Source organism: Robertkochia flava (genome assembly GCF_020166515.1).
Classification (GTDB): Bacteria; Bacteroidota; Bacteroidia; order Flavobacteriales; family Flavobacteriaceae; genus Robertkochia; species Robertkochia flava.
Window position 1 is genome coordinate 110,724 of the sequence record NZ_JAINZT010000005.1, and the last position, 21,057, is coordinate 131,780.

Sequence of the window (21,057 nt, forward strand, 5' to 3'; positions counted from 1 at the left end):
TTATGAAGATGGTAATATCCCCGGCTAAATCGCTGGACTATGAATCTGAAATCCCGGTAAAAAAAACGACTCAACCTGTATTTGATAAGGAGGCAGAACAATTAAATAAAGCCTTGAGAAAGAAGTCCCCTGCTCAATTATCAGAGTTGATGGGTATCTCAGATCAACTGGCGCAGTTAAATTGGGAGCGCAACCAGGCCTTCGAGCTTCCCTTTACAGACAAGAATTCCCGTCAGGCGGTCTATGCTTTTAACGGGGATGTGTATACCGGTCTGGATGCCTATACGATTTCCGAAGATAAGATCGAGACCCTTCAGGAACGCCTTCGCATCCTAAGCGGACTCTATGGTGTTTTGAAGCCGCTGGATCTTATGCAGCCATATCGATTGGAAATGGGAACCTCCTTCGGAGTAAACGGCAGTAAAAATCTCTATGACTTCTGGAAGAAAAAGGTAACGGCTAAACTCAATGAAGAACTGAGAGAAGACGAACTGTTCGTTAACCTTGCCAGTAATGAATATTTTAAGGCAGTTGATAAAAAAGCACTTAAGGTGCCTGTGATCACCCCGGCCTTCAAGGATTGGAAAAATGACAAATTAAAGGTGATCAGTTTTTTCGCAAAAAAAGCCCGTGGGGCAATGGTTCGCTATATTATCGATAATGATGTAGATACCCTGGAAAAACTGAAAGGGTTTAACTGGGATGGGTATCGTTACAGTAAAGAATACACAAAGAAGGAGCATGAACCTGTGTTTGTGCGCTAATTTATGTTGTTAACCTCCCTGGCTGCAGAACGGTTCAGGATAACCTCATACCCCTTCTGGCAGCACATGGGTGCCGACCCCCGTCCTGCCAGGAGGCCGATTGCGATTAATTGTTTTCAGGCTTTCCATCTGCCATACGAACCCTCCCGGACCGGGAGCCAGGAGACTTTTCCCGGTCTTAGGGTATCATCACCTCAGCCCGACCTGATAATGGGATCGCCATCTGAAATGGAGATCATAAGATTGTAAAAAGAGGGGGGTGTCCGGTGTCATCCAGCCCCGGGATAGCGGAAATAGAGGTGGTCCATGGCTTTCTTCCGGGGCCGACAGAGCGGGGTGCTTATTTCTTGGTGTCCACACTAAGCTGTTCCTCGACAGGCCGACGCTTTTTGATCTTTCTTCTTCGCCTTACCCCGTAAGTTCCACGGTTTATTTTTCCACGTTTCGTTTTAACATCACCTTTACCCATATATTGTTTGTTTTTGGTTTATCCTTAAAGTTAATTATTTTAGAATTTCAAGTCAAATGGCATTCCGGCATACACATCCATACCAACCCTTTCTGCCTTCCGGGGCAGACCGCCTTATTGTTGGTACTCTGCCTCCCCCGAGATTTACAACCCGGGAATTACTGCCGGATGATGTAGACTTTTGTTATGGCAGCCGCGATGGCCTGTTATGGCCGGTGCTCGAAAGAGTTTTCAATACCCGTCTGACCTATGCATCAACCGAAAAGGCGGTGGAAGAACGAAAGAGCTTGCTTACCAGCAATGGCATCGGAGTTTATGATATGGTGGAATGCGCCATCAGAGAAAAAATTGATGCTTCCGATATCGGGATGCAATCTGCGGAGCTTCGAAACCTGGCAGGGGCCCTGAAACACCTTAAGCAGGTCAAAGCCTTACTGTTTACAGGTGGGAATTCCAAAAATGGTCCTGAGTACTTCTTCAGGCAGCAGCTTCGCACGCTCGGAATACCTATGAACACGATAGCCAATGAAGTTCCAAGAATTCACAGGGTGGAGATCGGTGGCAGGGTCATTCATACCGTTTCTTTGACGGCGCCCAGTGGTTCTGCCAACAGGGCCATCGGTGCAATGCAATCCTATAAAATGAAGAAGGGAAAGGATCCGGGATTCACCACCCTGGATTTCCGGGTACAGCAGTATACACCGTACTTTACAACCCGGTTTTGGGAGGATCTATAAAAAAACCTCTGAAATCCTATTCCAGAGGTTTTAAAAAAGTGCTTACCGTGTAGGTGCGGTAATTACTTCTTATTTTGTTGCTTTCTAATAGTTTTCTCGTCGATATCAAAATCGTTCAGGTCTGCATTGGTTTTACCTGTTGGATTTGTAGGGTTGGTTTGTTCCTTTTTTCTTTTCCATTTCTTATCGCTAATCTCTCCCATAATATCTTTGTTTTTACTGATTCACTATAAGATACACATCAGAAGGTGAATTCTTCTTAAAATTGATTTAAATTCCTGTTAAATCACTGGAAAACAAAGCCTCATACAGGTGTAGTCCGTAATTGATACGTTCCAGGCTCAGGTTCTCATTGGGGCTGTGCTGATTGTTATCCGGATTCACCAGTGGGACGATAATAGCAGGAATTTTCAGGGTATTGATAAAGGGGGAGATAGGAACGGTGCCTCCCATGATACGAATATTTACGGGCTCTTCCTTAAAAGCAGTTCTCAATGTGTTTTGCAGCCACAGCGCCTCCTTGCTATTCATAGCGGTTCGAAATGCCTCTGTGACCGATCCTTCTTCGAATCGCACGATATTGGGGTGTGCCATTCGGATTTCTTTTGAAGGTTCTTCCGCGGTAATATAGTATCCCTGATCTTGCAGGAAGGTGCGGATCAGATCTTTCTGGCGCTGCCCTGGTGTTTCCGGCACAAGTCTGAGGTCGAGCTCGGCCACGGCCTTTTCCGGAACAATAGTTCTTGCCTCGCTTCCGGTCCATGCGCTCTGGAGTCCGCGAACATTCAGGGAGGGAAACTGAAGTGATTCCTGGTAACTGGAACCTACTGCTTCGGGGACAGCGATTTGCTGCCGTTCTTTCAGAAGTTCTGTATTTTCGGGTACAGCAGCAAGTGCTGCTTTGATATCCGGGCTTAGGGTAATACCATCATGATACCCGGGCACCAGGACCTTGCCATTTTCATCTTTGAAAGCACTGAGCATGCGAGATAGGGTAAAGGCGGGGTTGGGGGCATAATTGCCAAAGTGCCCGCTGTGCTGGGGTTTTACCGGACCATAGGTGGTTAGTTTGAGGGTGGTGATGCCCCTGCAGCCATAAACTAAGGTAGGTTTGCCCGAGGGGTGTACAGGACCGTCATTTATGATAAGCAAATCTGCTTCAAAAAGTTCCCGGTATTTTTCAACAGCCCCGGGCAGGGGTTTGCTGGATTTTTCTTCTTCCCCATCCAGGATCACCTTGATATTAAACCCGGGGGTTTGTCCGCTGGCTACGAACTGGTCATAGGCATTGAGGAACATGACAATAGGACCTTTATCGTCTGAGACCGAGCGTCCGAAGATGCGCCAGTTGAGATCGAGTTCATTATTAAGTGCATTCTCGTCTATGGCGTTCCATTGTTCTCCGTTTTTTTCTTTCAGTACTACATTGTACGGGTTGGTCTGATCCCATTTCGACGGATCTGTTGCCTGGCCGTCAAAATGCATGTAAAAGAGTACGGTCGGACGATCTTCCTTGATTTTTCCGGAGGCAAAGAAAAGGGGAACATTAGAAGTGGGAAGTTCCATGATGCTGAATCCTCTTCTGACAAAAGCTTTTTTCAGCCAGATGATATTATCCTTCATGTCATCAAGCTGCTCTGCATCATTGGGGATGGCAACAAAATTTTTTATCTCCCTGACCGTGTTAACGATGGCAGGGTGAATGTCCTGGGCTATGAGCATGTTGCCCATTCCAAGAAAAAGCAAGAGGCTTAAGGGAAGTAGATTTTTCATGGTCTGTAATTTTGGTTAAAAATTAGAGAATTTTCTTCACTTGTCGGATACCATCAACAAATTCTCCAATTCCCTTTATGCCTTTTTTCGTTAGCTGGCGAATAAATGCCGACCCAATAATGGCACCTTTAGCAAACTCAGTAGCCTGTTTGAAGGTTTCACCATTGCTGATGCCGAAACCAACGATCCTTGGGTTTCTCAGATTCAGGGCGTCGATTCGTTTGAAATAGCCTTGTTCCTGCGCTCCGAAACCGGAATTAGATCCTGTAACGGAAGCCGAGCTCACCATGTAAATAAAGGCATTGGATACTTCGTCGATATAGCGAACCCTGGACTCCGGGGTTTGCGGAGTGATCAGAAAGATATTGGCCAATCCGTATTTTTCAAATGTGGCCATGTATTCTTTTTGATAGACATCCACAGGCAGGTCGGGTATAATGAGCCCATCGATTCCCGCTTTGGCACATTGAGCGCAAAATTCTTCTACTCCGTACTGAAGTATTGGGTTAAAATACCCCATAATGATAAGGGGGATGGAGATATCTTCCCGCACCGCTTTTAACTGTTCAAACAGTACAGCCGTAGTCATGCCGTTCTTTAACGCCTGAACCGAGCTTTCCTGGATGGTCGGCCCATCGGCCAGGGGATCGCTGAAGGGAAGGCCGATCTCGATCATGTCGACTCCGCTTTCCTGAAGTGCTTTTATAATGGGGAGGGTATCGTGAAGACCGGGATACCCCGCAGTAAAGTAAATGGAGAGGATATCGTCTTTTTCCTGAAGTTTTTTATTGATCCTGTTCATGGGTATTAGAGTTTAAAATGATCGATATATGTATTGAGGTCTTTATCGCCTCTTCCGGAGAGATTGATCACTACGATCTCGTCTTTCCGGAAGGGTCTTTTTTCGGGAATGGCCAGGGCATGGGCGGTTTCTATAGCCGGGATGATACCTTCGAGCTGGGCGAGTTCGAGTCCTGCCTTCATGGCATCGTCGTCTGTTATGGAAATAAATTCCGCACGTCGGGATGCGTAGAGGTGGGCATGCATGGGGCCTACCCCCGGGTAATCCAGTCCTGCAGATATGGAATACGGCTCTGTGATCTGTCCGTCTTCGGTTTGCATCAAAAGGGTTTTACAACCGTGAATGATCCCTTTTTTGCCCAGGGCCGAGGTCGCTGCACTATGTCCGCTTTCGATACCTTTTCCGGCTGCTTCCACCGCGATGATGTTTACCTGTTCATTGTCCAGAAAATGGTAGAAGGCTCCTGCAGCATTACTTCCGCCTCCGATACAGGCTACGATATGATCGGGTGCATTCCGGCCTTCCTTTTCCTGAAGTTGTTTTTGTATTTCTTCCGAGATCACGCTTTGAAAACGGGTAACCATATCCGGGTAAGGGTGAGGTCCGATGGCCGAACCGATGATATAATGTGTATTCACGGGATTATTGATCCAGTCGCGGATTGCCTCGTTGGTGGCATCCTTGAGGGTTCTGCTTCCTGAGCGGGCCGGTCTGACCTCGGCTCCGAGCATTTTCATCCGGGCTACATTGGGGGCCTGTCGGGCAATATCAATTTCTCCCATATAGACCACGCACTGCATTCCCATCAGGGCGCATACAGTAGCCGTGGCCACCCCGTGCTGCCCGGCGCCGGTCTCCGCAATAATACGCTGCTTGCCCAGTCTTTTAGCCAGCAGGATCTGGCCGATGGTATTGTTTACCTTATGTGCTCCTGTATGATTCAGGTCTTCCCGCTTGAGGTAAAACTTAGCCCCGTAGCGCTCCGAAAGGCGTTTTGCAAAATAAAGGGGCGTTGGGCGCCCTACATAATCGCGCAGCAAGCTTTCAAATTCTTCTTTAAAGGAGGCTTCACTGGTGATGTCCAGGTATTGGTTGCGTAATTCCTCAACGTTGGGATACAGCATTTCCGGAATATAGGCCCCGCCAAATTCTCCGTAATATCCGTTCTGATCTACATGATATTTCATTCTTGAGTATTTTTTTGTTTGAGGTTTCCCTCTACGAGTTGCGTGTTGAATTCTTTAATCAGCCTGGTGTCCTTTAGTCCAGGGCGTATTTCAAACCTGCTGTTCAGGTCGATCCCCGCACAGCGTGCCCCCCATGGGGAGGCTAAAAATGTAATTATGGCCCCGGCATCCTCGGGACCAATCCCGCCGCTTAAAAGAAAGGGGGTGTCAGCCGAATAGTCCTTCAGAATACTCCAGTCAAACTGTTCTCCATTGCCTCCTCTGTTGCGGCCCCTGGTGTCGAAAAGGAAGAGGTCTGTAACCCCTTTGTAACCGGAAATCGGAGACAGGTCTTCTTTTGCGGCGACCGGAAGTGCCTTGATGATCCTGGGGCTTAGGTCTTTTTCCTCGAGCGCACTTTTAAGGGATTGGCAATACTCCGGAGTTTCTTCTCCGTGAAGCTGGATATAGGAGAGGTCGTAGGTTTCAGCCTTGTCGGTGACCTCACTAATACTGCTGTTCACGAATACCCCGGCCAGGGCCATGTTCGATGGAAGTTGAGGAAGTTCTCCGTTAAAGTACCGCGGGGATTTTTTGTAAAAGATCAACCCCATGACCGTGGTCCCGGTCGCTGCCAGGTCCAACATGTTTTTGGGGTCTCTCATGCCGCACACCTTTCGTATCATAGGGATATCTTTTTCAGGGATTCAATAAACTGACGGGCAAAAATACCCGGATTTCCCGTACGCATAAAATATTCTCCAACCAGGAATCCCTTATATCCAAAGGGACGGAGTTCGGCAATGATCTCCTCATTGGAAATACCGCTTTCAGATACCTTCACAAATTGATCCGGGATATCCTTAGCCAGGGTTTTACTGGTGTCTGTGGAAACTTCAAAATTTTGAAGATTCCTGTTATTTACCCCAACCATATGACAATGATCATTGAGGTGGGTGTGAAGTTCTTCCCTGTTGTGCACTTCCAGGAGAACCTCCAATCCCAGATCGTTGGCCAGTAAGGCTAATTCCTTGGTGGTTTCAGGCCGCAGTGCAGCTGCAATTAGGAGAATCGTATCGGCCCCGTAGGCTTTGGCCTCGAAAACCTGGTAGGGGTCGATGGTAAAGTCTTTACGGAGCAAGGGCAGATCACAGGAGGCTCTGGCCAGTAAAAGATCATCCAGGGAACCTCCAAAATATTTTCCGTCGGTTAGCACAGACATCCCGCAAACCCCGGCATCCTGGTAGCCTTTAGCTACCTCTTCTACTGTCAGGGACTGGTTGATGACCTCCCGGGAAGGAGACCGGCGTTTGTGTTCTGCAATGATACCCGTATCGCTTTCCCTGAGCCTGGAGCTCATCGAAAGGGGAGTCCTGTTAAAAAGAACAGAGGCTTTGAGTTGGGTTTCGGGTATCAGGCTGCTTTTCAGGGCAACCTCCCTTTTTTTATCCATAATGATCTTTTGAAGGATGTTGGGTGTTTCCATCAGGTATGGTTTTATTCGCTTAGGGTTTGTAGTTTTTTAAATCGTTCCAGGGCTTGCCCCGATTGCAGGGAAGTAAAGGCCATTTCCCGGGTGTTATCCAGGTCTTTGCCTGTTGCCGTGGCAATGGCAATGGAAGCATTGGCACATACTACTGCATTTTGAGCCTCAGTTCCCTTGCCGTTGAGAACGTTTAGGAAGATCTCTGCGTTGGCCTCTATGGTGCTTCCACCGGCAATTTCCTTCGGATGCAGGGTCCGAAGTCCCAGGTCTTCCGCCTGTAATACCTGCTCCTTATGGTTGCCTATGATTTTGGCAGGTCCTGTCAGGGATACCTCGTCATAACCATCCAGGGCATGGAGTATCGTATAGTTCTTATCGGTATTCTGATAAAGATAACCATAAAGTCTGGCAAGTTCCAGGTTAAATACCCCTACCATCTGATTTTTAGGAAAGGCAGGGTTAACCATAGGCCCAAGCATATTGAAAAAGGTTTTCACCGCCAGCTCCCTCCTTATAGGGGCCACTTCTTTCATGGCCGGGTGAAATAAAGGAGCATGGAGAATACAAATACCCGCTTCATCCAGGGACCTCCTCAGGAAATCCCCGTCATTGGAAAACCTGATCCCGAGAGATTCCAGGACATTGCTGGACCCGCAGGTAGAGGAAACACCGTAATTTCCATGCTTGCTCACCGGTATCCCTGCTCCGGCTGTCACAAAGGATGCCAGGGTGGAAATGTTGAAGGTGTCTTTACCATCTCCTCCGGTTCCGCAAAGATCAATGGTTTCATATCCGTTCATATCTACGGCTATGCAAAGCTCTAACAGGGCATCCCGGAATCCTTCGAGTTCTTCGATGGTGATGTTTCGCATCATGTATACCGTGAGAAACGCTGCGATCTGGCTGGCGTTATAGTTGCCGTGAGAGATATTTATTAACACATTCCGGGCTTCTTCCCTGGAAATGGTTTCGTGATTGATTAACCTGTTAAGAATCTTTTTCATTCGAATTAAATATGGATCCAGTTTTCGAGAATTTTTTTGCCCATTGGCGTAAGTACCGATTCCGGGTGGTACTGAACCCCGCGTACATCCAGGGTTTTATGCCGGAGTGACATGATCTGTCCGTTGGCGTCTACAGCGGTGGCCATAAGTTCGTCGGGGAGTTCCCGGTCTACTACCCAACTGTGGTATCTTCCTACCTCCAGGGTTTTGGGTAAGTCTTTGTAAATAGGGTCTTCTGCAATGATCTCTACAGGAGTGGAAACCCCGTGATACACCTTTTCGATATTGTTGATCCTGCCGCCGAACACTTCCCCTATGGCCTGTTGCCCCAGGCAAACGCCCAGAATGCTGTGGGTTGGGGCATATTGTCTGATGATCGCCTTTAGTAATCCGGCCTCGTCCGGGATGCCCGGGCCTGGGGATAGCAGCACCTTGTGAAAAGGGGCAACCTCCTCCAGGTGTAGCTGATCATTGCGTTTTACCGTAACCTCACACCCCAGGTCTTCCAGGTAGTGCACCAGGTTGTAGGTGAAACTGTCGTAATTGTCTATAACTAATACTTTCATAATGCTTTCCAGATTATTTTCATAGGTTTCCGGCTAACTCCAGGGCGGTGGTCAGTGCGCCGAGTTTGTTGTAGGTTTCCTGTAATTCGGTCTCAGGGTCAGAAGCTGCGACCAGCCCGGCTCCTGCCTGGTAATAAAGATGGTGATCCTTGCTCAGGAAGGTTCTTATCATGATGGCGTGGTTGAAATTGCCGTTAAAATCCATAAAGCCGATGGCTCCCCCGTAATAATTTCGGTTGCCGGGTTCGTACCGGTCAATAAGTTGCATGGCCATATGTTTGGGGGCACCGCTCAGGGTTCCGGCCGGAAAGGTGTCTGCAACCATCTGCATGGTGGAGATCTCCGGTTTTTTCTTTGCCACCACCTTGGAAACCAGGTGGATGACGTGGGAGAAAAACTGAATTTCCCTGTTGGTCTTTACCTCGACACTGTTGCCGTTTCGGCTCAGGTCGTTGCGGGCCAGATCGACCAGCATTACATGTTCGCTGTTCTCTTTTTCGTCGTCTGCAAGGTCCCGGGCCAGTCGGGCATCTTCCTCGTCATTTCCCGTTCTCCTGAAGGTGCCTGCTATAGGGTGGATCTCGGCAATGTTGTCCTTAATGACTAATTGGGATTCCGGAGAACTGCCGAAGATCCGGAAGTTCCCGTAATCAAAAAAGAACAGGTAAGGGGAGGGATTTACGGAGCGCAGGGCGCGGTATACATTGAACTCGTCTCCTTTGAACTTCTGGCTGAACCTTCTGGAGAGCACCAGCTGGAAAACATCCCCACGAGCGCAATGCTGACGGGCTTTTTGAACCAATTCTTTATAGGCCTCATCAGAAAGAGGGGAAGAAGGGGGACCTTCAGTTGAAAACTCATAAGAGGCAAAGTTTCTTGATTTCAGTAACTGGTCGATCTCTTCAAGGTTGTTTTCCTGCTCGTAATCATGAGAAAATATGAAGGCCTCATTTTTGAAATGGTTTATGGCAATGATGTTTCTGTAAACTGCATAGTAGAGGTCCGGGATCTCCAGTCGATCATTTTTTACACTGATCTCTATGTCTTCGAAATACTGTACCGCGTCATAGGCAATATATCCAAATAAACCGTTGTTAATAAACTTGAACGGGTTGGAATCGGTCTTGAAATTACCGGTGAATTCCTCGATGAGCGCGGGGAGCAGGGTCTTATCCTTTCCCAGATCCTTCTCGGTGGTTTGACCATCCGGAAATTCCGCCCGGAACACACCCTGATCTACCCGGAGGTGTGCAATGGGGTTAAAACAGATATACGAAAAGCTGTTGTCATTGGCATGGTAATCGCTGGACTCCAGTAAAATACTGTTCGGATAGCGGTCTCTTATCTTGAGATAGATACTCACAGGGGTAATCGTGTCTGCGAGGATCTTTTTATAAGTGGTTTTTAAACGGAAAGGCTTCATGGTTTAAACTCATATTTAGGTGAACTATTGAATTTGTCTGGCAAAAAAAAAGCCTGTCGTGATCGACAGGCTTTTTGAAAAAATATTTTCATACAGCAGTGTTTCTCACGACGTTTGACGTAAGGAGTTCCACCACCAGTTATGTGCTTTGTTTCTAAACATGGGATAAATATAAAACCCATTATTTAATTATCATAGTTTTAATAAAAAAATAACACCGGGAAATGGTGAAATAAAAAAGCCCCGGAGTGTTTCCGGGACTTCTCATCATTGCCAATCCTGTAGTATTAGAATTGCAGGTCTACTACAAGATCAAATTCGTCGTAAATGGTCTTGTCTCCAAGATTGTCAAAGAAAGATCCGGATCCGTATCGAACATCGTATTCGGCGCGGTCTATCTTCAGGTTAGCTGTGGCTTTGTTACCGTAAATGGACATGGTGAAGGTTACCGGGTTGGTTTTGTCTTTAACGGTTAGGTTACCGGTTACCTCATATGCATTTTTGCCGCTGCTTTTTACATCGGTGATTTCGAGGGTTGCGGTAGGGTACTTTTCCACCCCGAAGAAATCATCCGATTTAAGATGTCCTTCCAGCTTTTGCTTGTACTCTCCGCTGAGATCAGTTGATATGATGGAAGACATGTCAACAACAAAGTTTCCTCCGGTCAGGGTTTCCCCGTCAAATTCCAGTTTTCCACTCACCAGGTCAACGGTACCTTCATGAGACCCTGTTACCTTATAACCTTTCCAGGTTACGGTACTCTCTTCGGTGTTCACGGTTTTCTCTTCAATCGGGGTGGTAAAGGCAACCGCAGTACCAACAACGGTAAGCACAAGTAATGATTTTAAAAACTTTTTCATGAGATGAATTTTAGTGTAAATATTTAAATGGTTTCGAATAATTCCTTTTCAGATTTTCTCACTTTGGCGTAATGCTGGGTATCATCCTCTTCTGAACGGTACCCTACGGTAGCGATTACTGCAGTACTCCATCCTTTTCCGGTTAATCCAAGGATCTGGTCAAACTGGTCGACCTCAAATCCTTCCATAGGACAGGCGTCGATCTCCAGGTGTGCAGCTGCAGAAAGCATATTCCCCAAGGCGATGTACGCCTGCCTGGCGGTCCATGCCGATTTCCGGGCTTCCGGAAGGGGAGTGATTTTAGATTTCATGAAATCTCCGTATCCGGCCAGATCCTCCTTCTTCAGTCCTCTGGTCTCAACAACATTGTTGATGTAGGCATCGATCTGCTGATCTCCGAAATTGGTGTCGTGAGCGAACACAATGAGTTGGGATGCATCTGTGATCTGAGGTTGGTCCCAGGCTGCAGGACGTAGTTTTTTCCTTAACTCCGGATCTTCAATGATCAGCACCTTATAAGGCTGCAAACCATAAGAGGAAGCAGAAAGCCGGATGGCTTCCTTCAGCGTTTCCAGTTTTTCTTTCTCCAGTTTTTTCGCTGGGTCGAATTTTTTGGTGGCATAACGCCATTGTAATTTTTCGATGTAATTATTCATAACGCGGTGTTTTTAATTGTTGTATATACAACTGTTGTGCTAAATTTTTTTATCCCCTTACTTTCTCCAAAAGGTCATTCAGAGAATTTATATCGTCTTCACTTAACCGGGAAATGGCTTTTTGATTCATTTCATCCATAGGGGCATCTATTTCAGATAACAGTGCTAAACCTTTCTGTGTAATACTGATCTCAACCTTTCTCCTGTTTTCGGCACAGATAATTCTGCTTGCAAGGCCTTTTTCTATAAGCTTGTCTACCAAACGGGTGGTGTTACTCATCTTATTCACCATGCGGTCCTGAATGGTGGAGAGATTCGCCGGTTTTCCCTTCTGACCTCTTAATATGCGTAAAACGTTGAATTGGGGAAGACTCAATCCAAAAGGCTTCAGTACCTCAGCGCTTTGTTCGCTAAGCAGGTTGGCGGTAAAGATGATGTTGATTACCGTTTTCCTTGCCGGTGGCATCGAAGTGGATTGTATGATTTCCTCTATCTTCATTTTTGTTTATACAACATTTGTAGGTACAAATATATAAAACCAAATGAGAATGACCATCTTTTGATGCTTAAAAAAAAGTTAAAGGGAGGAGCAGCAGTAAAAGGTTGGTTAATTTTAGCTGTCGTAAAATGGAAATAACAATGAAGCTGATTTATCAGGTATGGATTATGGGGTTGATCCTTCTCGGTTCCTGTGCATTACACGCTCAGGTGAGTGGGGAGGTTTCCGGAAGTTCCTCCACCCTCGAAATGGAGGCAGCTCCCAGGGGAATGCTTACAGGAGAGCAGGTGAGCATTCCGGTGTACGATTTCGAAGGACTGGAAGGTTTGCTCAATCGTTCAGACGACAAGGTATATGTGGTTAACTTTTGGGCAACCTGGTGCAAGCCCTGCGTTGAAGAGCTCCCTTATTTTGAAGCGCTGCATACGAAGTATGCGACAAAAGACGTGGAAGTAGTGCTGGTGAGCCTGGATTTTCCGTCCAGGGCAGAAAAGGTTTTGATTCCATTTGTTGAAAAAAGAGGACTGAAAAGTACTGTGTTGCTTCTGGATGATCCCAAACAAAACACCTGGATACCCAGGGTAAGTCCATCCTGGTCCGGAGCTATTCCGGCCACGGTGATTTTTAGCCGGGATAAAAGGGAATTCTATGAGAAATCATTTACTTTTAAAGAGCTTGAAACGGCAGTAACGAGTTTCATGAATTAATATAACCAATTATGAAAATAACAAGAATCCTTTTATTTATAGGTCTTATTGCGGTATGTTCTTCCTTTGCAGGGCTTGACCTGTTTAGCGACGGTTACAAAGTTGGCGATGTGGCCACCGATTTTAAATTGAAGAACGTTGACGGATCTATGGTGTCCCTTGCAGACTATACGGATGCAAAGGGTTTTCTGGTGGTGTTTACCTGTAATACCTGCCCCTATGCGGTGGCCTATGAAGATCGCATTATAGCGCTTCATGAAAAATATAAGCAAAAGGGCGTTCCGGTTATCGCTATCAATCCGAATAACCCTAAGGTACAACCCATGGATAGTTTTGAAGAAATGAAAAAGAGAGCTGCGGAAAAGGGCTTCTCTTTTCCCTACCTCCTGGATGAGGGGCAACAGATCTTTCCCCAATACGGAGCTAAAAGAACTCCCCACTGTTTTCTGCTGGAAAAGACAGACCGGGGGAATGTGGTAAGATATATCGGGGCTATAGACGATAATTATCAGGATGCCTCAGCCGTAGAGACCACCTATGTGGAGAATGCCATTAATGCGATGTTATCCGGGGAGGAGATCAGTGTTAAAAATACCAAGGCCATAGGTTGTACTATTAAGGTCTGACAGAAATAAAGAATTGCTTAAATTTGCGATCCGGGCCTTTTAAAGCCCGGATCTATTTATTTAAAATCATAAAAAGGTCGTATAAATATGGCAGATTTAACTCAGGAGCAATGGGTAGCTCAATTAAAAGAAGATGATAAGGCAGTTATTCTTGATGTGCGTACGGCGGCGGAAGTTGCTGAAGGTATCATTCCTAATGCCCTGCACCTGGATATATACAAGGGTCAGGAATTTATCGATGAGATCGAAAAACTGGATAAGAATAAGAACTATTACGTGTATTGCAGATCGGGAAATCGCAGTGGACAGGCCTGCTCAATTATGAACCAACTGGGTTTTAACAACGCCTACAACCTGGTGGGTGGTATGCTGGAATGGCAAGGCGAGGTTGCTGCAAAGTGATCTGACTTAATTTATTGATATACAGTAAAATAATATGCAAAACCCTGTGATTATTACGGGGATTTTGTATTTTTAGAGAAAATATTCTAAATCTGTTGAAGGAAGATTTTCTCCATTATCTGTGGCTTGCATCCAAACTGTCTCCGGGTGCGCTGTATACTTCAAATGGCGACTTTATTGTAGTCAGGGATGCCGGCACGCATAATACCAATGCGGGACCTGATTTTCTCAATGCAACACTTCTTATAGGAGATACGCTATGGTCCGGGCATGTCGAAATGCATCTTCGTTCTTCCCTTTGGTTTGAGCACAGGCATCACAAGGATGAAAACTATCAGAATGTGATCCTTCATGTAGTCTGGGAGCACGACAAGGAGGTGTATTATCCTTCAGGAGGAAGCATCCCGGTTCTTGTCCTGAGCGATATTACCCCTAAAAGATTTCTTAGGAATTACCAAAACCTTTCCAGGATTAGAAGTCAGTTCCTGAACTGTTCCGGTCAGCATGAGGCATTTGATCCGGCGTCCTGGAAAGACTGGCTTAATACCCTGTGCATGCAACGCTTGAAGGGCAGGGAGACAGCCCTTTTCAATGTTAGTCCCGATTGTTCGGGGCATTGGGAGGAGTTGTTGTTAAGGAGTGTATTCAGGTACATGGGGGCTCAGGTTAACGGGGAGGCTTTTTACAGCATTGCGGCCTCCATTGGTATTGATCGTATTCGAAGGATCCGGGCTGCAGGCGAGGATCTGGAGGTCATTTTTCACGGCATGGCGGGTCTTTTCAGGCAGAAGCAGGGCGACTCATTCTACCTGGGCCGAAAACGGGAATTTCGGTATTTGTCAAGAAAGTACAACCTCGATCCAGGTACGGTAATAACCCCGGTTTTTTTCAGGTTGCGTCCTTCCGGGTTTCCTACGGTCAGGCTTTCCCAACTGGCTGTCCTGTACGGTCAGGAGGGGTCTGTTTTTTCCAGGATCCTGGATTGTGAAACCCTGCGGGATATGCGGGAAGTTTTCTCGGTAAGGGCTCATAAATACTGGGATGTTCATTATTCCTACAGTTCCGGGGTTACGCCTGCCGTACCCAAGAAAATATCAAAGGAAAGAACAGATCTGGTTTTGATAAACGCAGTGTTGCCCCTGGTTTATGCTTTTAAAACAAATCGGGGTGCGGATGTGGGCGGCAGGATCCTTGACATGTTTTCACACATACCGGCGGAAAAGAACAGGATTATCCAATTATTCCGGCAGGAGGGGATTAACCCGGGGCATGCCGGGGAGTCTCAGGGGTTACTGGAGCTCTACGGGAGGTACTGTTCCAGGAATAAGTGCCTGGAATGCCGGGTGGGACAGTTTATAATTGGGGGATAATTTTATATTTGTAATATGAAATGGTTTACAGATCTGAGGTATTTTTTTGAGAAGCACGGCTTTGCTGTGACCTCGCGTCTTGCAGACAGATTGGGGATGAAGGCAAAGAATGTCAGGCTGTTTTTTATCTATGCTACCTTTGCCACCTTTGGAATCTGGTTTCTGTTTTACCTTGTTCTGGCCTTTTGGCTAAAGCTGAAAGACCTGATTTACACCAAGCGCAGTTCGGTTTTTGATCTCTAAGATATGTTTCAGCTTTTTCGTTCTAAATTTTACACGGCACTCATCCTGCTACTCGGGGTGATCTCTGCAGGAACCCTGGGTTATAAATTCATATCGGGATACGACTGGGTAGATGCGCTCTACATGACCGTGATTACCGTGACCACGGTTGGTTTTCGGGAAGTGGGCCCTTCAGACACTACTACAAAATTATTCACTATCGTCCTGATCGTGGGGAGTGTATTCATATTTGCCTATTCGATCTCGGTCATCACCGAATATATTCTTTCAAAAAGTACCTTTCAAAACATTAAATTCAGGGAGATGAAAAAAAAGCTAGAACAAATGGAGAATCACGTAATTATTTGTGGTTATGGCAGAAACGGAAGGCAGGCGGCAGCCAAACTGCACGCGCATCGCAGGCCTTTTGTAGTTATTGAGAGGGATGAAGAGCTGATCGATCGATTTGCCGAGGAAATCGTTTTTGTGCATGGGGATGCCAATGACGATGACGTGCTTAAGGAAGCCGGCATTGAACGCGCAAAATCCCTTATCGCCACTTTGCCCAACGATGCCGATAATTTGTTCGTGGTACTTTCTTCCCGCCAGCTGAACAAAAGACTGAGTATCATCAGCAGGGCCTCAAATGAATCCACCCTGAGTAAATTACACCTGGCCGGAGCCAATAAGACCATTATGCCTGACAAGATAGGGGGAGACCACATGGCTGCCCTGGTGGTTATGCCGGATCTGATCGAGTTTCTCGATCAGTTGTCTATCGACGGAGATAACAGTATCAACCTGGAGGAAATTGCAATAGACGATCTCACAGAGGATTTCAGTTACCGCTCTATCAGAGACCTCGATATCAGAAAACATTCCGGGTGCACCGTGATCGGGTATAAAGATCCTTCAGGGTCTTATATCATTAACCCGGAAGCCGATACCAAACTGATGCCGCACGCCAAACTTGTCGTGCTTGGAAGGCCCGAACAGATCAATAAATTAAACTCCATACTGTTCAGGAACTCATAGTTTTATTTAACTCATTTAATTTGATTAAGCGCTTTATTTTTCACATATTGCGGATCGATTTGCTAAATCCTAACATAAAATTAACCTAAACAAAAGAAATTTTATGAGAAGAAATTTTCTCTCAATATTTTTTACGCTATGTAGTGTGGCGCTCTTTGCTCAGGATCTGAGCGTTAAGGAGACGCTTATCAATCCTTCGAATAAAATTAATGATGCAGCCATACAGCTGGATGTTGATGGTGGTACACCTCCCTACACCTTCAAATGGAGCAATCAATCCACTCCTTTAAATGCTCAGGAAGCTGTTGGACTAACCGAGGGGATTCCTTATTCGGTAACGGTAACCGATGCCAATGGAGCCTCCTTCACAGGGGAATATCAGATAGAGGCCGAGTCTATTGTTGAAGTGTTTAACAGCACCATGACGCCTGCCGTAGCAGGTCTCGGGTCTGTACTTTTCTGGGATCCGTTCGCCGCCATGGGAATCTATGACCCGGTGATGTATGCCGATAAGAAGATGGTTTCCATTCCTGGATGGACCACCACTACAAAAAAGACTTTTACCCTTGAGAAATGGCTCGTTGAAGAAGGAGCTCATGTTAAAAAAGGCGATAATATTGCACGCATCTCCACTTCTGATGGAGAGGTTCTGATGGCTACAGCGACCACCAGCGGTAGCCTGGAACACCGTATTGAGGAAGGTCAGGTGATCTATGACGGAACAAAGACCTCAGACAAGATTCAAACCAATGCAGATGTGTTTGCCGATATCGTATATGACGAACAGGTACCTTTGCTGCATCCAAACGGGGATGTGCGAACCATCAGCATTCCCTTTATCGTGATCTGGCTGATCTTTGGGGCGGCGTTTTTCACCCTTAGAATGGGCTTTATCAATATCAGAGGGTTCAGACACTCGCTGGATTTGGCCAAGGGTAAATACGACGATCCGAATGCGCCAGGTAAAATTACGCACTTCCAGGCTCTTGCTACTGCAGTTTCTGCAACCGTAGGTCTGGGTAACATCGCCGGAGTGGCGGTTGCCATCTCTCTTGGGGGAGCCGGAGCAACATTCTGGATGATCGTAGCAGGTCTTTTGGGAATGTCTTCAAAATTTGTAGAGTGTACCCTGGGTGTTAAATACCGGGATATTCTGCCTGACGGACGGGTTTTCGGAGGTCCGATGAACTACCTTCGATACGGTCTTGAAAAGCGTAACCTTACCGGGTTAGGAAAAGTGCTGGCTGTGTTTTTTGCCGTACTTGGGGTCGGTGCCTCTTTCGGAGGTGGAAATATGTTCCAGGCCAACCAGAGTTTTGAGATCCTTTCAGGTCAGTTCCCTGTTCTTCAGGGGAACGGATTTATGTTTGGAGTATTGGTCTCCATCCTTGTAGGGGTGGTGATCATTGGGGGAATTGACAGTATTGCCAAGGTAACCGGAAAGATCGTTCCTTTTATGGCCGGTGTATATGTGCTTGGTGCCCTTGCCGTGATTTTTGTAAATATCGAGAACATCGGGCCTGCTTTTGGAGCAATTATCGATGGGGCATTTAGTCCCAGTGCACTTAAAGGTGGTGTGATCGGAGTATTGGTTGTCGGATTCCAGCGTGCAGCATTTTCGAATGAGGCCGGAGTAGGATCTGCGGCCATTGCGCACAGTGCTGCCAAGACTAACCATCCGCCATCAGAAGGTTTTGTGGCCCTGCTTGAGCCTTTTATCGATACCGTAGTTGTATGTACCCTGACCGCCCTGGTGCTTATCTTTACAGGAATGCACGAGATAGAAGGGGTTGCCGGTGCGGAGCTTACCTCTAATGCTTTTGGAAGTGTTATCAGTTGGTTCCCGTATGTGCTGGCAGCGGCGGTATTCCTTTTTGCGTTCTCCACCATGATCTCATGGTCTTACTACGGAATGAGAGCCTGGACCTACCTTTTCGGGAAAAGTAAAAGAACAGAGTTGATCTACAAGTTCATGTTCCTGTTCTTCGTGATCGTTGGGGCTTCTGTAAGTCTTGGAGCGGTATTGGATTTCTCAGATATGATGATCCTGGCCATGTCCTTCCCTAATATTATCGGACTTTATATAATGAGTGGGGAAGTTAGAAAAGACCTTTCAAACTATCTGAAAGACCTTAAGGATAACAAGCTTTTTAAAAAGCCTGATGTGAAAAAAGCCTCCTGAGGCATATAACATATGAAAAGAATATCCCACTTCCGATTCTCAAAGTCTCAGCGAAGTGGGATATTTTTTTTGTGCCTGTTGGTAATGGCAGTTCAGGTCATGATCTGGGCCGGAGTATTCGAAAGTCCGTCAGGTTTTGGGCAGGAAGATGAGGCGCGGATACAAAGTATAAATGCCTATATCGATTCGGTACGATTAGCCTCCCAGCCCAAGGCGTATGCCCCTGAGCCTTTTAATCCGAATTTCATGAGTGATTATAAGGGGTACAGATTTGGAATGAGTCCCGAGGAGATCGATCGGCTTTTTGCTTTCAGGGCTGACGGCCAATATGTGAATACCGCCCTTCAATTTCAGGCGGTCACCGGCATTCACGACAGTATCCTTCTGAGAATGGAACCCTATTTTCGTTTCCCTCGCTTCCCGGTATCTCCTGCCAGGGCAGATAATGTCATTAAAAAGCAGGATATCAATTCGGCTACCGCCATGGAACTGCAGAAGGTCTATGGTGTCGGGCCGGTATTGGCAGAGCGGATTATTGTCTACCGGGAACGGCTTGGAGGTTTCGCCCTAAAGGGGCAGCTGGGAGAGGTTTACGGACTAAAGGAGGAAGCGGTTTTGGGTGTTTGGGGTAGGTTTCATCTCGATGCGCCTGCAATATACCCGGTAGTAGATGTGAATACAGCAGACCTGGGTGAGCTGGCTGCGGTTCCTTATATTTCCATGGCTCTGGCAGCTAAGATCGTGGCCTACCGGTCGGCCCGGCAGCGCATCGATAGTTTGGGAGAATTAACAAAAATTCACAATTTATCAGAAAACGATTTAAGCAGAATTCAGTTATATTTGAGGGTTGAATAAAAATTGCTGCTATGAATCTAGATGTTGCAACACAAATGAATTTTGATGCTTCAGAAACTCAGCAAATGGTGGCTCAGGCGGCCAGGGATTTTGCCGAGCAATATATACGTCCACACATCATGAAATGGGATGAATCCCAGGAATTTCCTGTTGAGGTCTTTAAAAAAGCAGGAGAGCTGGGCTTTATGGGGGTTCTTGTGCCGGAGGAGTACGGGGGGTCCGGTCTCGGATACCACGAATATATCGCCATCGTAGATGAGATCTCTCAGGTAGATCCCTCTATAGGGCTTTCGGTTGCAGCCCACAATTCGCTTTGTACCAACCATATCCTGTCTTTTGGGAATGAAGAGCAAAAAAGACGTTGGATTCCCAAGCTCGCCACCGCCGAGTGGATCGGGGCCTGGGGTCTTACTGAGCACAATACCGGTTCTGATGCGGGGGGTATGAACACCACTGCCGTTAAAGACGGGGATGAGTGGATTATCAATGGTGCAAAGAATTTTATTACCCATGGAAAAAGCGGGGATGTAGCCGTGGTTATTGTTCGTACAGGAGAAAAGGGAGATTCACATGGAATGACCGCCTTTGTGGTAGAACGGGGGACTCCCGGATTTAGCAGCGGAAAAAAGGAAGATAAATTAGGAATGCGGGCCAGCGAAACTGCAGAGCTTGTATTTACCGATTGCCGTATCCCGGATGCCAACCGGCTCGGTCCTGTGGGCGACGGATTTATTCAGTCGATGAAGATACTCGACGGAGGGCGTATTTCTATAGGAGCGCTTTCCCTGGGGATTTCCAAGGGGGCGTATAAGGCGGCTTTAAAATACGCTAAGGAAAGGGTGCAGTTTGGGAAACCTATCGCAAGCTTCCAGGGTATCTCTTTCAAGCTTGCGGATATGGCAACCGAGATCGAAGCCTCAGAATTATTGCTGCATAAGGCTGCCTTTGAAAAGAACGCGGGTAGAAAAATGACTACCCTGAGTGCTATGAGTAAGATGTACGCTTCGGAAGTATGTGTCAAAGTGGCCAATGAAGCCGTGCAGATTCACGGAGGGTATGGGTATACCAAAGATTTCCCGGTGGAGAAGTTTTATCGCGATTCCAAGCTGTGTACCATAGGGGAAGGGACCACCGAAATTCAGAAGCTGGTGATCTCCAGGAATATTTTAAAATAATTTTGTTTGATATTTGAATTTTGATATATATTTGCCCCCGTTAAAAGAAAGGAGGTGCTAAGCTTATGTTAATAATACCAATAAAAGAAGGAGAAAATATAGACCGGGCGCTAAAGCGTTACAAGCGTAAATTCGACAAGACAGGAACCATGCGTCAACTTAGAAGTCGTCAGCAGTTTACCAAGCCTTCTGTCGAGAAAAGAGCTCAGGTTCAAAAAGCCGCTTATATCCAGCAGCTTAGAGATCAGGAAGAGATCTAACAGAACAGTTTCTCTTAT

Annotated in this window: 25 protein-coding genes; 12 read left to right on the plus strand and 13 right to left on the minus strand. The window is 46.5% G+C overall.

The genetic code is table 11. The annotated features are described in order from the left end of the window. Positions 1-2: 2 nt before the first annotated feature. The gene (gene yaaA, locus K7R11_RS06980) at positions 3-764 is read left to right on the plus strand and encodes a peroxide stress protein YaaA (protein WP_224489826.1); all 762 of its coding nucleotides are present in this window, start codon (positions 3-5) and stop codon (positions 762-764) included. A gap of 340 nt (positions 765-1,104) precedes the next feature. On the opposite strand, the gene K7R11_RS06985 is transcribed toward yaaA, so the two are convergent. Next, on the minus strand, positions 1,105-1,233 hold the full coding sequence (locus tag K7R11_RS06985; RefSeq protein ID WP_224489827.1) for a 30S ribosomal protein THX: 129 nt from the start codon (positions 1,231-1,233) through the stop codon (positions 1,105-1,107). A 56-nt stretch (positions 1,234-1,289) separates the two neighbouring features. On the opposite strand from K7R11_RS06985, the gene K7R11_RS06990 reads away from it, so the two are divergent. Then, positions 1,290-1,970, plus strand: coding sequence for a uracil-DNA glycosylase family protein (locus tag K7R11_RS06990; protein ID WP_224489828.1), 681 nt, complete (start codon positions 1,290-1,292; stop codon positions 1,968-1,970). 62 nt (positions 1,971-2,032) lie between these two features. On the opposite strand, the gene K7R11_RS06995 is transcribed toward K7R11_RS06990, so the two are convergent. From K7R11_RS06995 to K7R11_RS07050, 12 genes are all read right to left on the minus strand, one after another. Then, positions 2,033-2,173, minus strand: coding sequence for a hypothetical protein (locus K7R11_RS06995; RefSeq protein WP_224489829.1), 141 nt, complete (start codon positions 2,171-2,173; stop codon positions 2,033-2,035). Positions 2,174-2,240: 67 nt separating this feature from the next. Beyond that, entirely contained in the window at positions 2,241-3,743 is a 1,503-nt protein-coding gene (locus tag K7R11_RS07000) for a M20/M25/M40 family metallo-hydrolase (protein WP_224489830.1), read from the minus strand. 22 nt (positions 3,744-3,765) lie between these two features. Beyond that, positions 3,766-4,545: a tryptophan synthase subunit alpha gene (gene trpA / locus K7R11_RS07005; protein WP_224489831.1), complete on the minus strand. Its 780-nt coding sequence runs from the start codon at positions 4,543-4,545 to the stop codon at positions 3,766-3,768. Between the two features lie 5 nt (positions 4,546-4,550). Then, the gene (gene trpB, locus K7R11_RS07010) at positions 4,551-5,732 is read right to left on the minus strand and encodes a tryptophan synthase subunit beta (RefSeq protein ID WP_224489832.1); all 1,182 of its coding nucleotides are present in this window, start codon (positions 5,730-5,732) and stop codon (positions 4,551-4,553) included. After that, positions 5,729-6,397: a phosphoribosylanthranilate isomerase gene (locus K7R11_RS07015; RefSeq protein ID WP_224489833.1), complete on the minus strand. Its 669-nt coding sequence runs from the start codon at positions 6,395-6,397 to the stop codon at positions 5,729-5,731. Before K7R11_RS07015 ends, trpB begins: the two co-directional genes overlap by 4 nt. Next, positions 6,394-7,197 (minus strand): indole-3-glycerol phosphate synthase TrpC, encoded by an 804-nt coding sequence (gene trpC / locus K7R11_RS07020; RefSeq protein ID WP_224489834.1) that lies wholly within the window; start codon positions 7,195-7,197, stop codon positions 6,394-6,396. The genes K7R11_RS07015 and trpC overlap by 4 nt, the downstream gene beginning before the upstream one ends. Before the next feature lie 11 nt (positions 7,198-7,208). After that, complete coding sequence (trpD, locus tag K7R11_RS07025) at positions 7,209-8,201, minus strand: anthranilate phosphoribosyltransferase (RefSeq protein WP_224489835.1); 993 nt, start codon at positions 8,199-8,201, stop codon at positions 7,209-7,211. Positions 8,202-8,206: 5 nt separating this feature from the next. Next, entirely contained in the window at positions 8,207-8,767 is a 561-nt protein-coding gene (locus tag K7R11_RS07030) for an anthranilate synthase component II (protein WP_262899789.1), read from the minus strand. A gap of 19 nt (positions 8,768-8,786) precedes the next feature. After that, complete coding sequence (locus K7R11_RS07035) at positions 8,787-10,190, minus strand: anthranilate synthase component I family protein (RefSeq protein WP_224489836.1); 1,404 nt, start codon at positions 10,188-10,190, stop codon at positions 8,787-8,789. A gap of 287 nt (positions 10,191-10,477) precedes the next feature. Further along, positions 10,478-11,050, minus strand: coding sequence for a YceI family protein (locus K7R11_RS07040; RefSeq protein WP_224489837.1), 573 nt, complete (start codon positions 11,048-11,050; stop codon positions 10,478-10,480). A 23-nt stretch (positions 11,051-11,073) separates the two neighbouring features. Further along, positions 11,074-11,706 carry an NAD(P)H-dependent oxidoreductase gene (locus tag K7R11_RS07045; RefSeq protein WP_224489838.1) on the minus strand — a complete coding sequence of 211 codons (633 nt, stop codon included), beginning with the start codon at positions 11,704-11,706 and terminating at the stop codon, positions 11,074-11,076. Between the two features lie 49 nt (positions 11,707-11,755). Beyond that, positions 11,756-12,205 (minus strand): MarR family winged helix-turn-helix transcriptional regulator, encoded by a 450-nt coding sequence (locus tag K7R11_RS07050; protein ID WP_224489839.1) that lies wholly within the window; start codon positions 12,203-12,205, stop codon positions 11,756-11,758. A 140-nt stretch (positions 12,206-12,345) separates the two neighbouring features. On the opposite strand from K7R11_RS07050, the gene K7R11_RS07055 reads away from it, so the two are divergent. From K7R11_RS07055 to rpsU, 10 genes are all read left to right on the plus strand, one after another. Next, positions 12,346-12,912 carry a TlpA disulfide reductase family protein gene (locus tag K7R11_RS07055; RefSeq protein WP_224489840.1) on the plus strand — a complete coding sequence of 189 codons (567 nt, stop codon included), beginning with the start codon at positions 12,346-12,348 and terminating at the stop codon, positions 12,910-12,912. An 11-nt stretch (positions 12,913-12,923) separates the two neighbouring features. Next, positions 12,924-13,538 carry a thioredoxin family protein gene (locus tag K7R11_RS07060; RefSeq protein WP_224489841.1) on the plus strand — a complete coding sequence of 205 codons (615 nt, stop codon included), beginning with the start codon at positions 12,924-12,926 and terminating at the stop codon, positions 13,536-13,538. An 87-nt stretch (positions 13,539-13,625) separates the two neighbouring features. Beyond that, entirely contained in the window at positions 13,626-13,940 is a 315-nt protein-coding gene (locus K7R11_RS07065; RefSeq protein ID WP_224489842.1) for a rhodanese-like domain-containing protein, read from the plus strand. A 95-nt stretch (positions 13,941-14,035) separates the two neighbouring features. Further along, on the plus strand, positions 14,036-15,310 hold the full coding sequence (locus K7R11_RS07070; RefSeq protein WP_224489843.1) for a DUF2851 family protein: 1,275 nt from the start codon (positions 14,036-14,038) through the stop codon (positions 15,308-15,310). 15 nt (positions 15,311-15,325) lie between these two features. Next, positions 15,326-15,553, plus strand: coding sequence for a PspC domain-containing protein (locus K7R11_RS07075; RefSeq protein WP_224489844.1), 228 nt, complete (start codon positions 15,326-15,328; stop codon positions 15,551-15,553). A gap of 3 nt (positions 15,554-15,556) precedes the next feature. Further along, positions 15,557-16,567 (plus strand): potassium channel family protein, encoded by a 1,011-nt coding sequence (locus tag K7R11_RS07080; protein ID WP_224489845.1) that lies wholly within the window; start codon positions 15,557-15,559, stop codon positions 16,565-16,567. 103 nt (positions 16,568-16,670) lie between these two features. Beyond that, positions 16,671-18,749 carry an amino acid carrier protein gene (locus K7R11_RS07085; protein ID WP_224489846.1) on the plus strand — a complete coding sequence of 693 codons (2,079 nt, stop codon included), beginning with the start codon at positions 16,671-16,673 and terminating at the stop codon, positions 18,747-18,749. A gap of 12 nt (positions 18,750-18,761) precedes the next feature. After that, positions 18,762-19,604, plus strand: coding sequence for a ComEA family DNA-binding protein (locus K7R11_RS07090; RefSeq protein WP_224489847.1), 843 nt, complete (start codon positions 18,762-18,764; stop codon positions 19,602-19,604). A 35-nt stretch (positions 19,605-19,639) separates the two neighbouring features. Then, on the plus strand, positions 19,640-20,779 hold the full coding sequence (locus K7R11_RS07095; RefSeq protein ID WP_224490233.1) for an acyl-CoA dehydrogenase family protein: 1,140 nt from the start codon (positions 19,640-19,642) through the stop codon (positions 20,777-20,779). A gap of 65 nt (positions 20,780-20,844) precedes the next feature. Beyond that, positions 20,845-21,039: a 30S ribosomal protein S21 gene (rpsU, locus tag K7R11_RS07100; RefSeq protein WP_224489848.1), complete on the plus strand. Its 195-nt coding sequence runs from the start codon at positions 20,845-20,847 to the stop codon at positions 21,037-21,039. Positions 21,040-21,057: the final 18 nt, after the last annotated feature.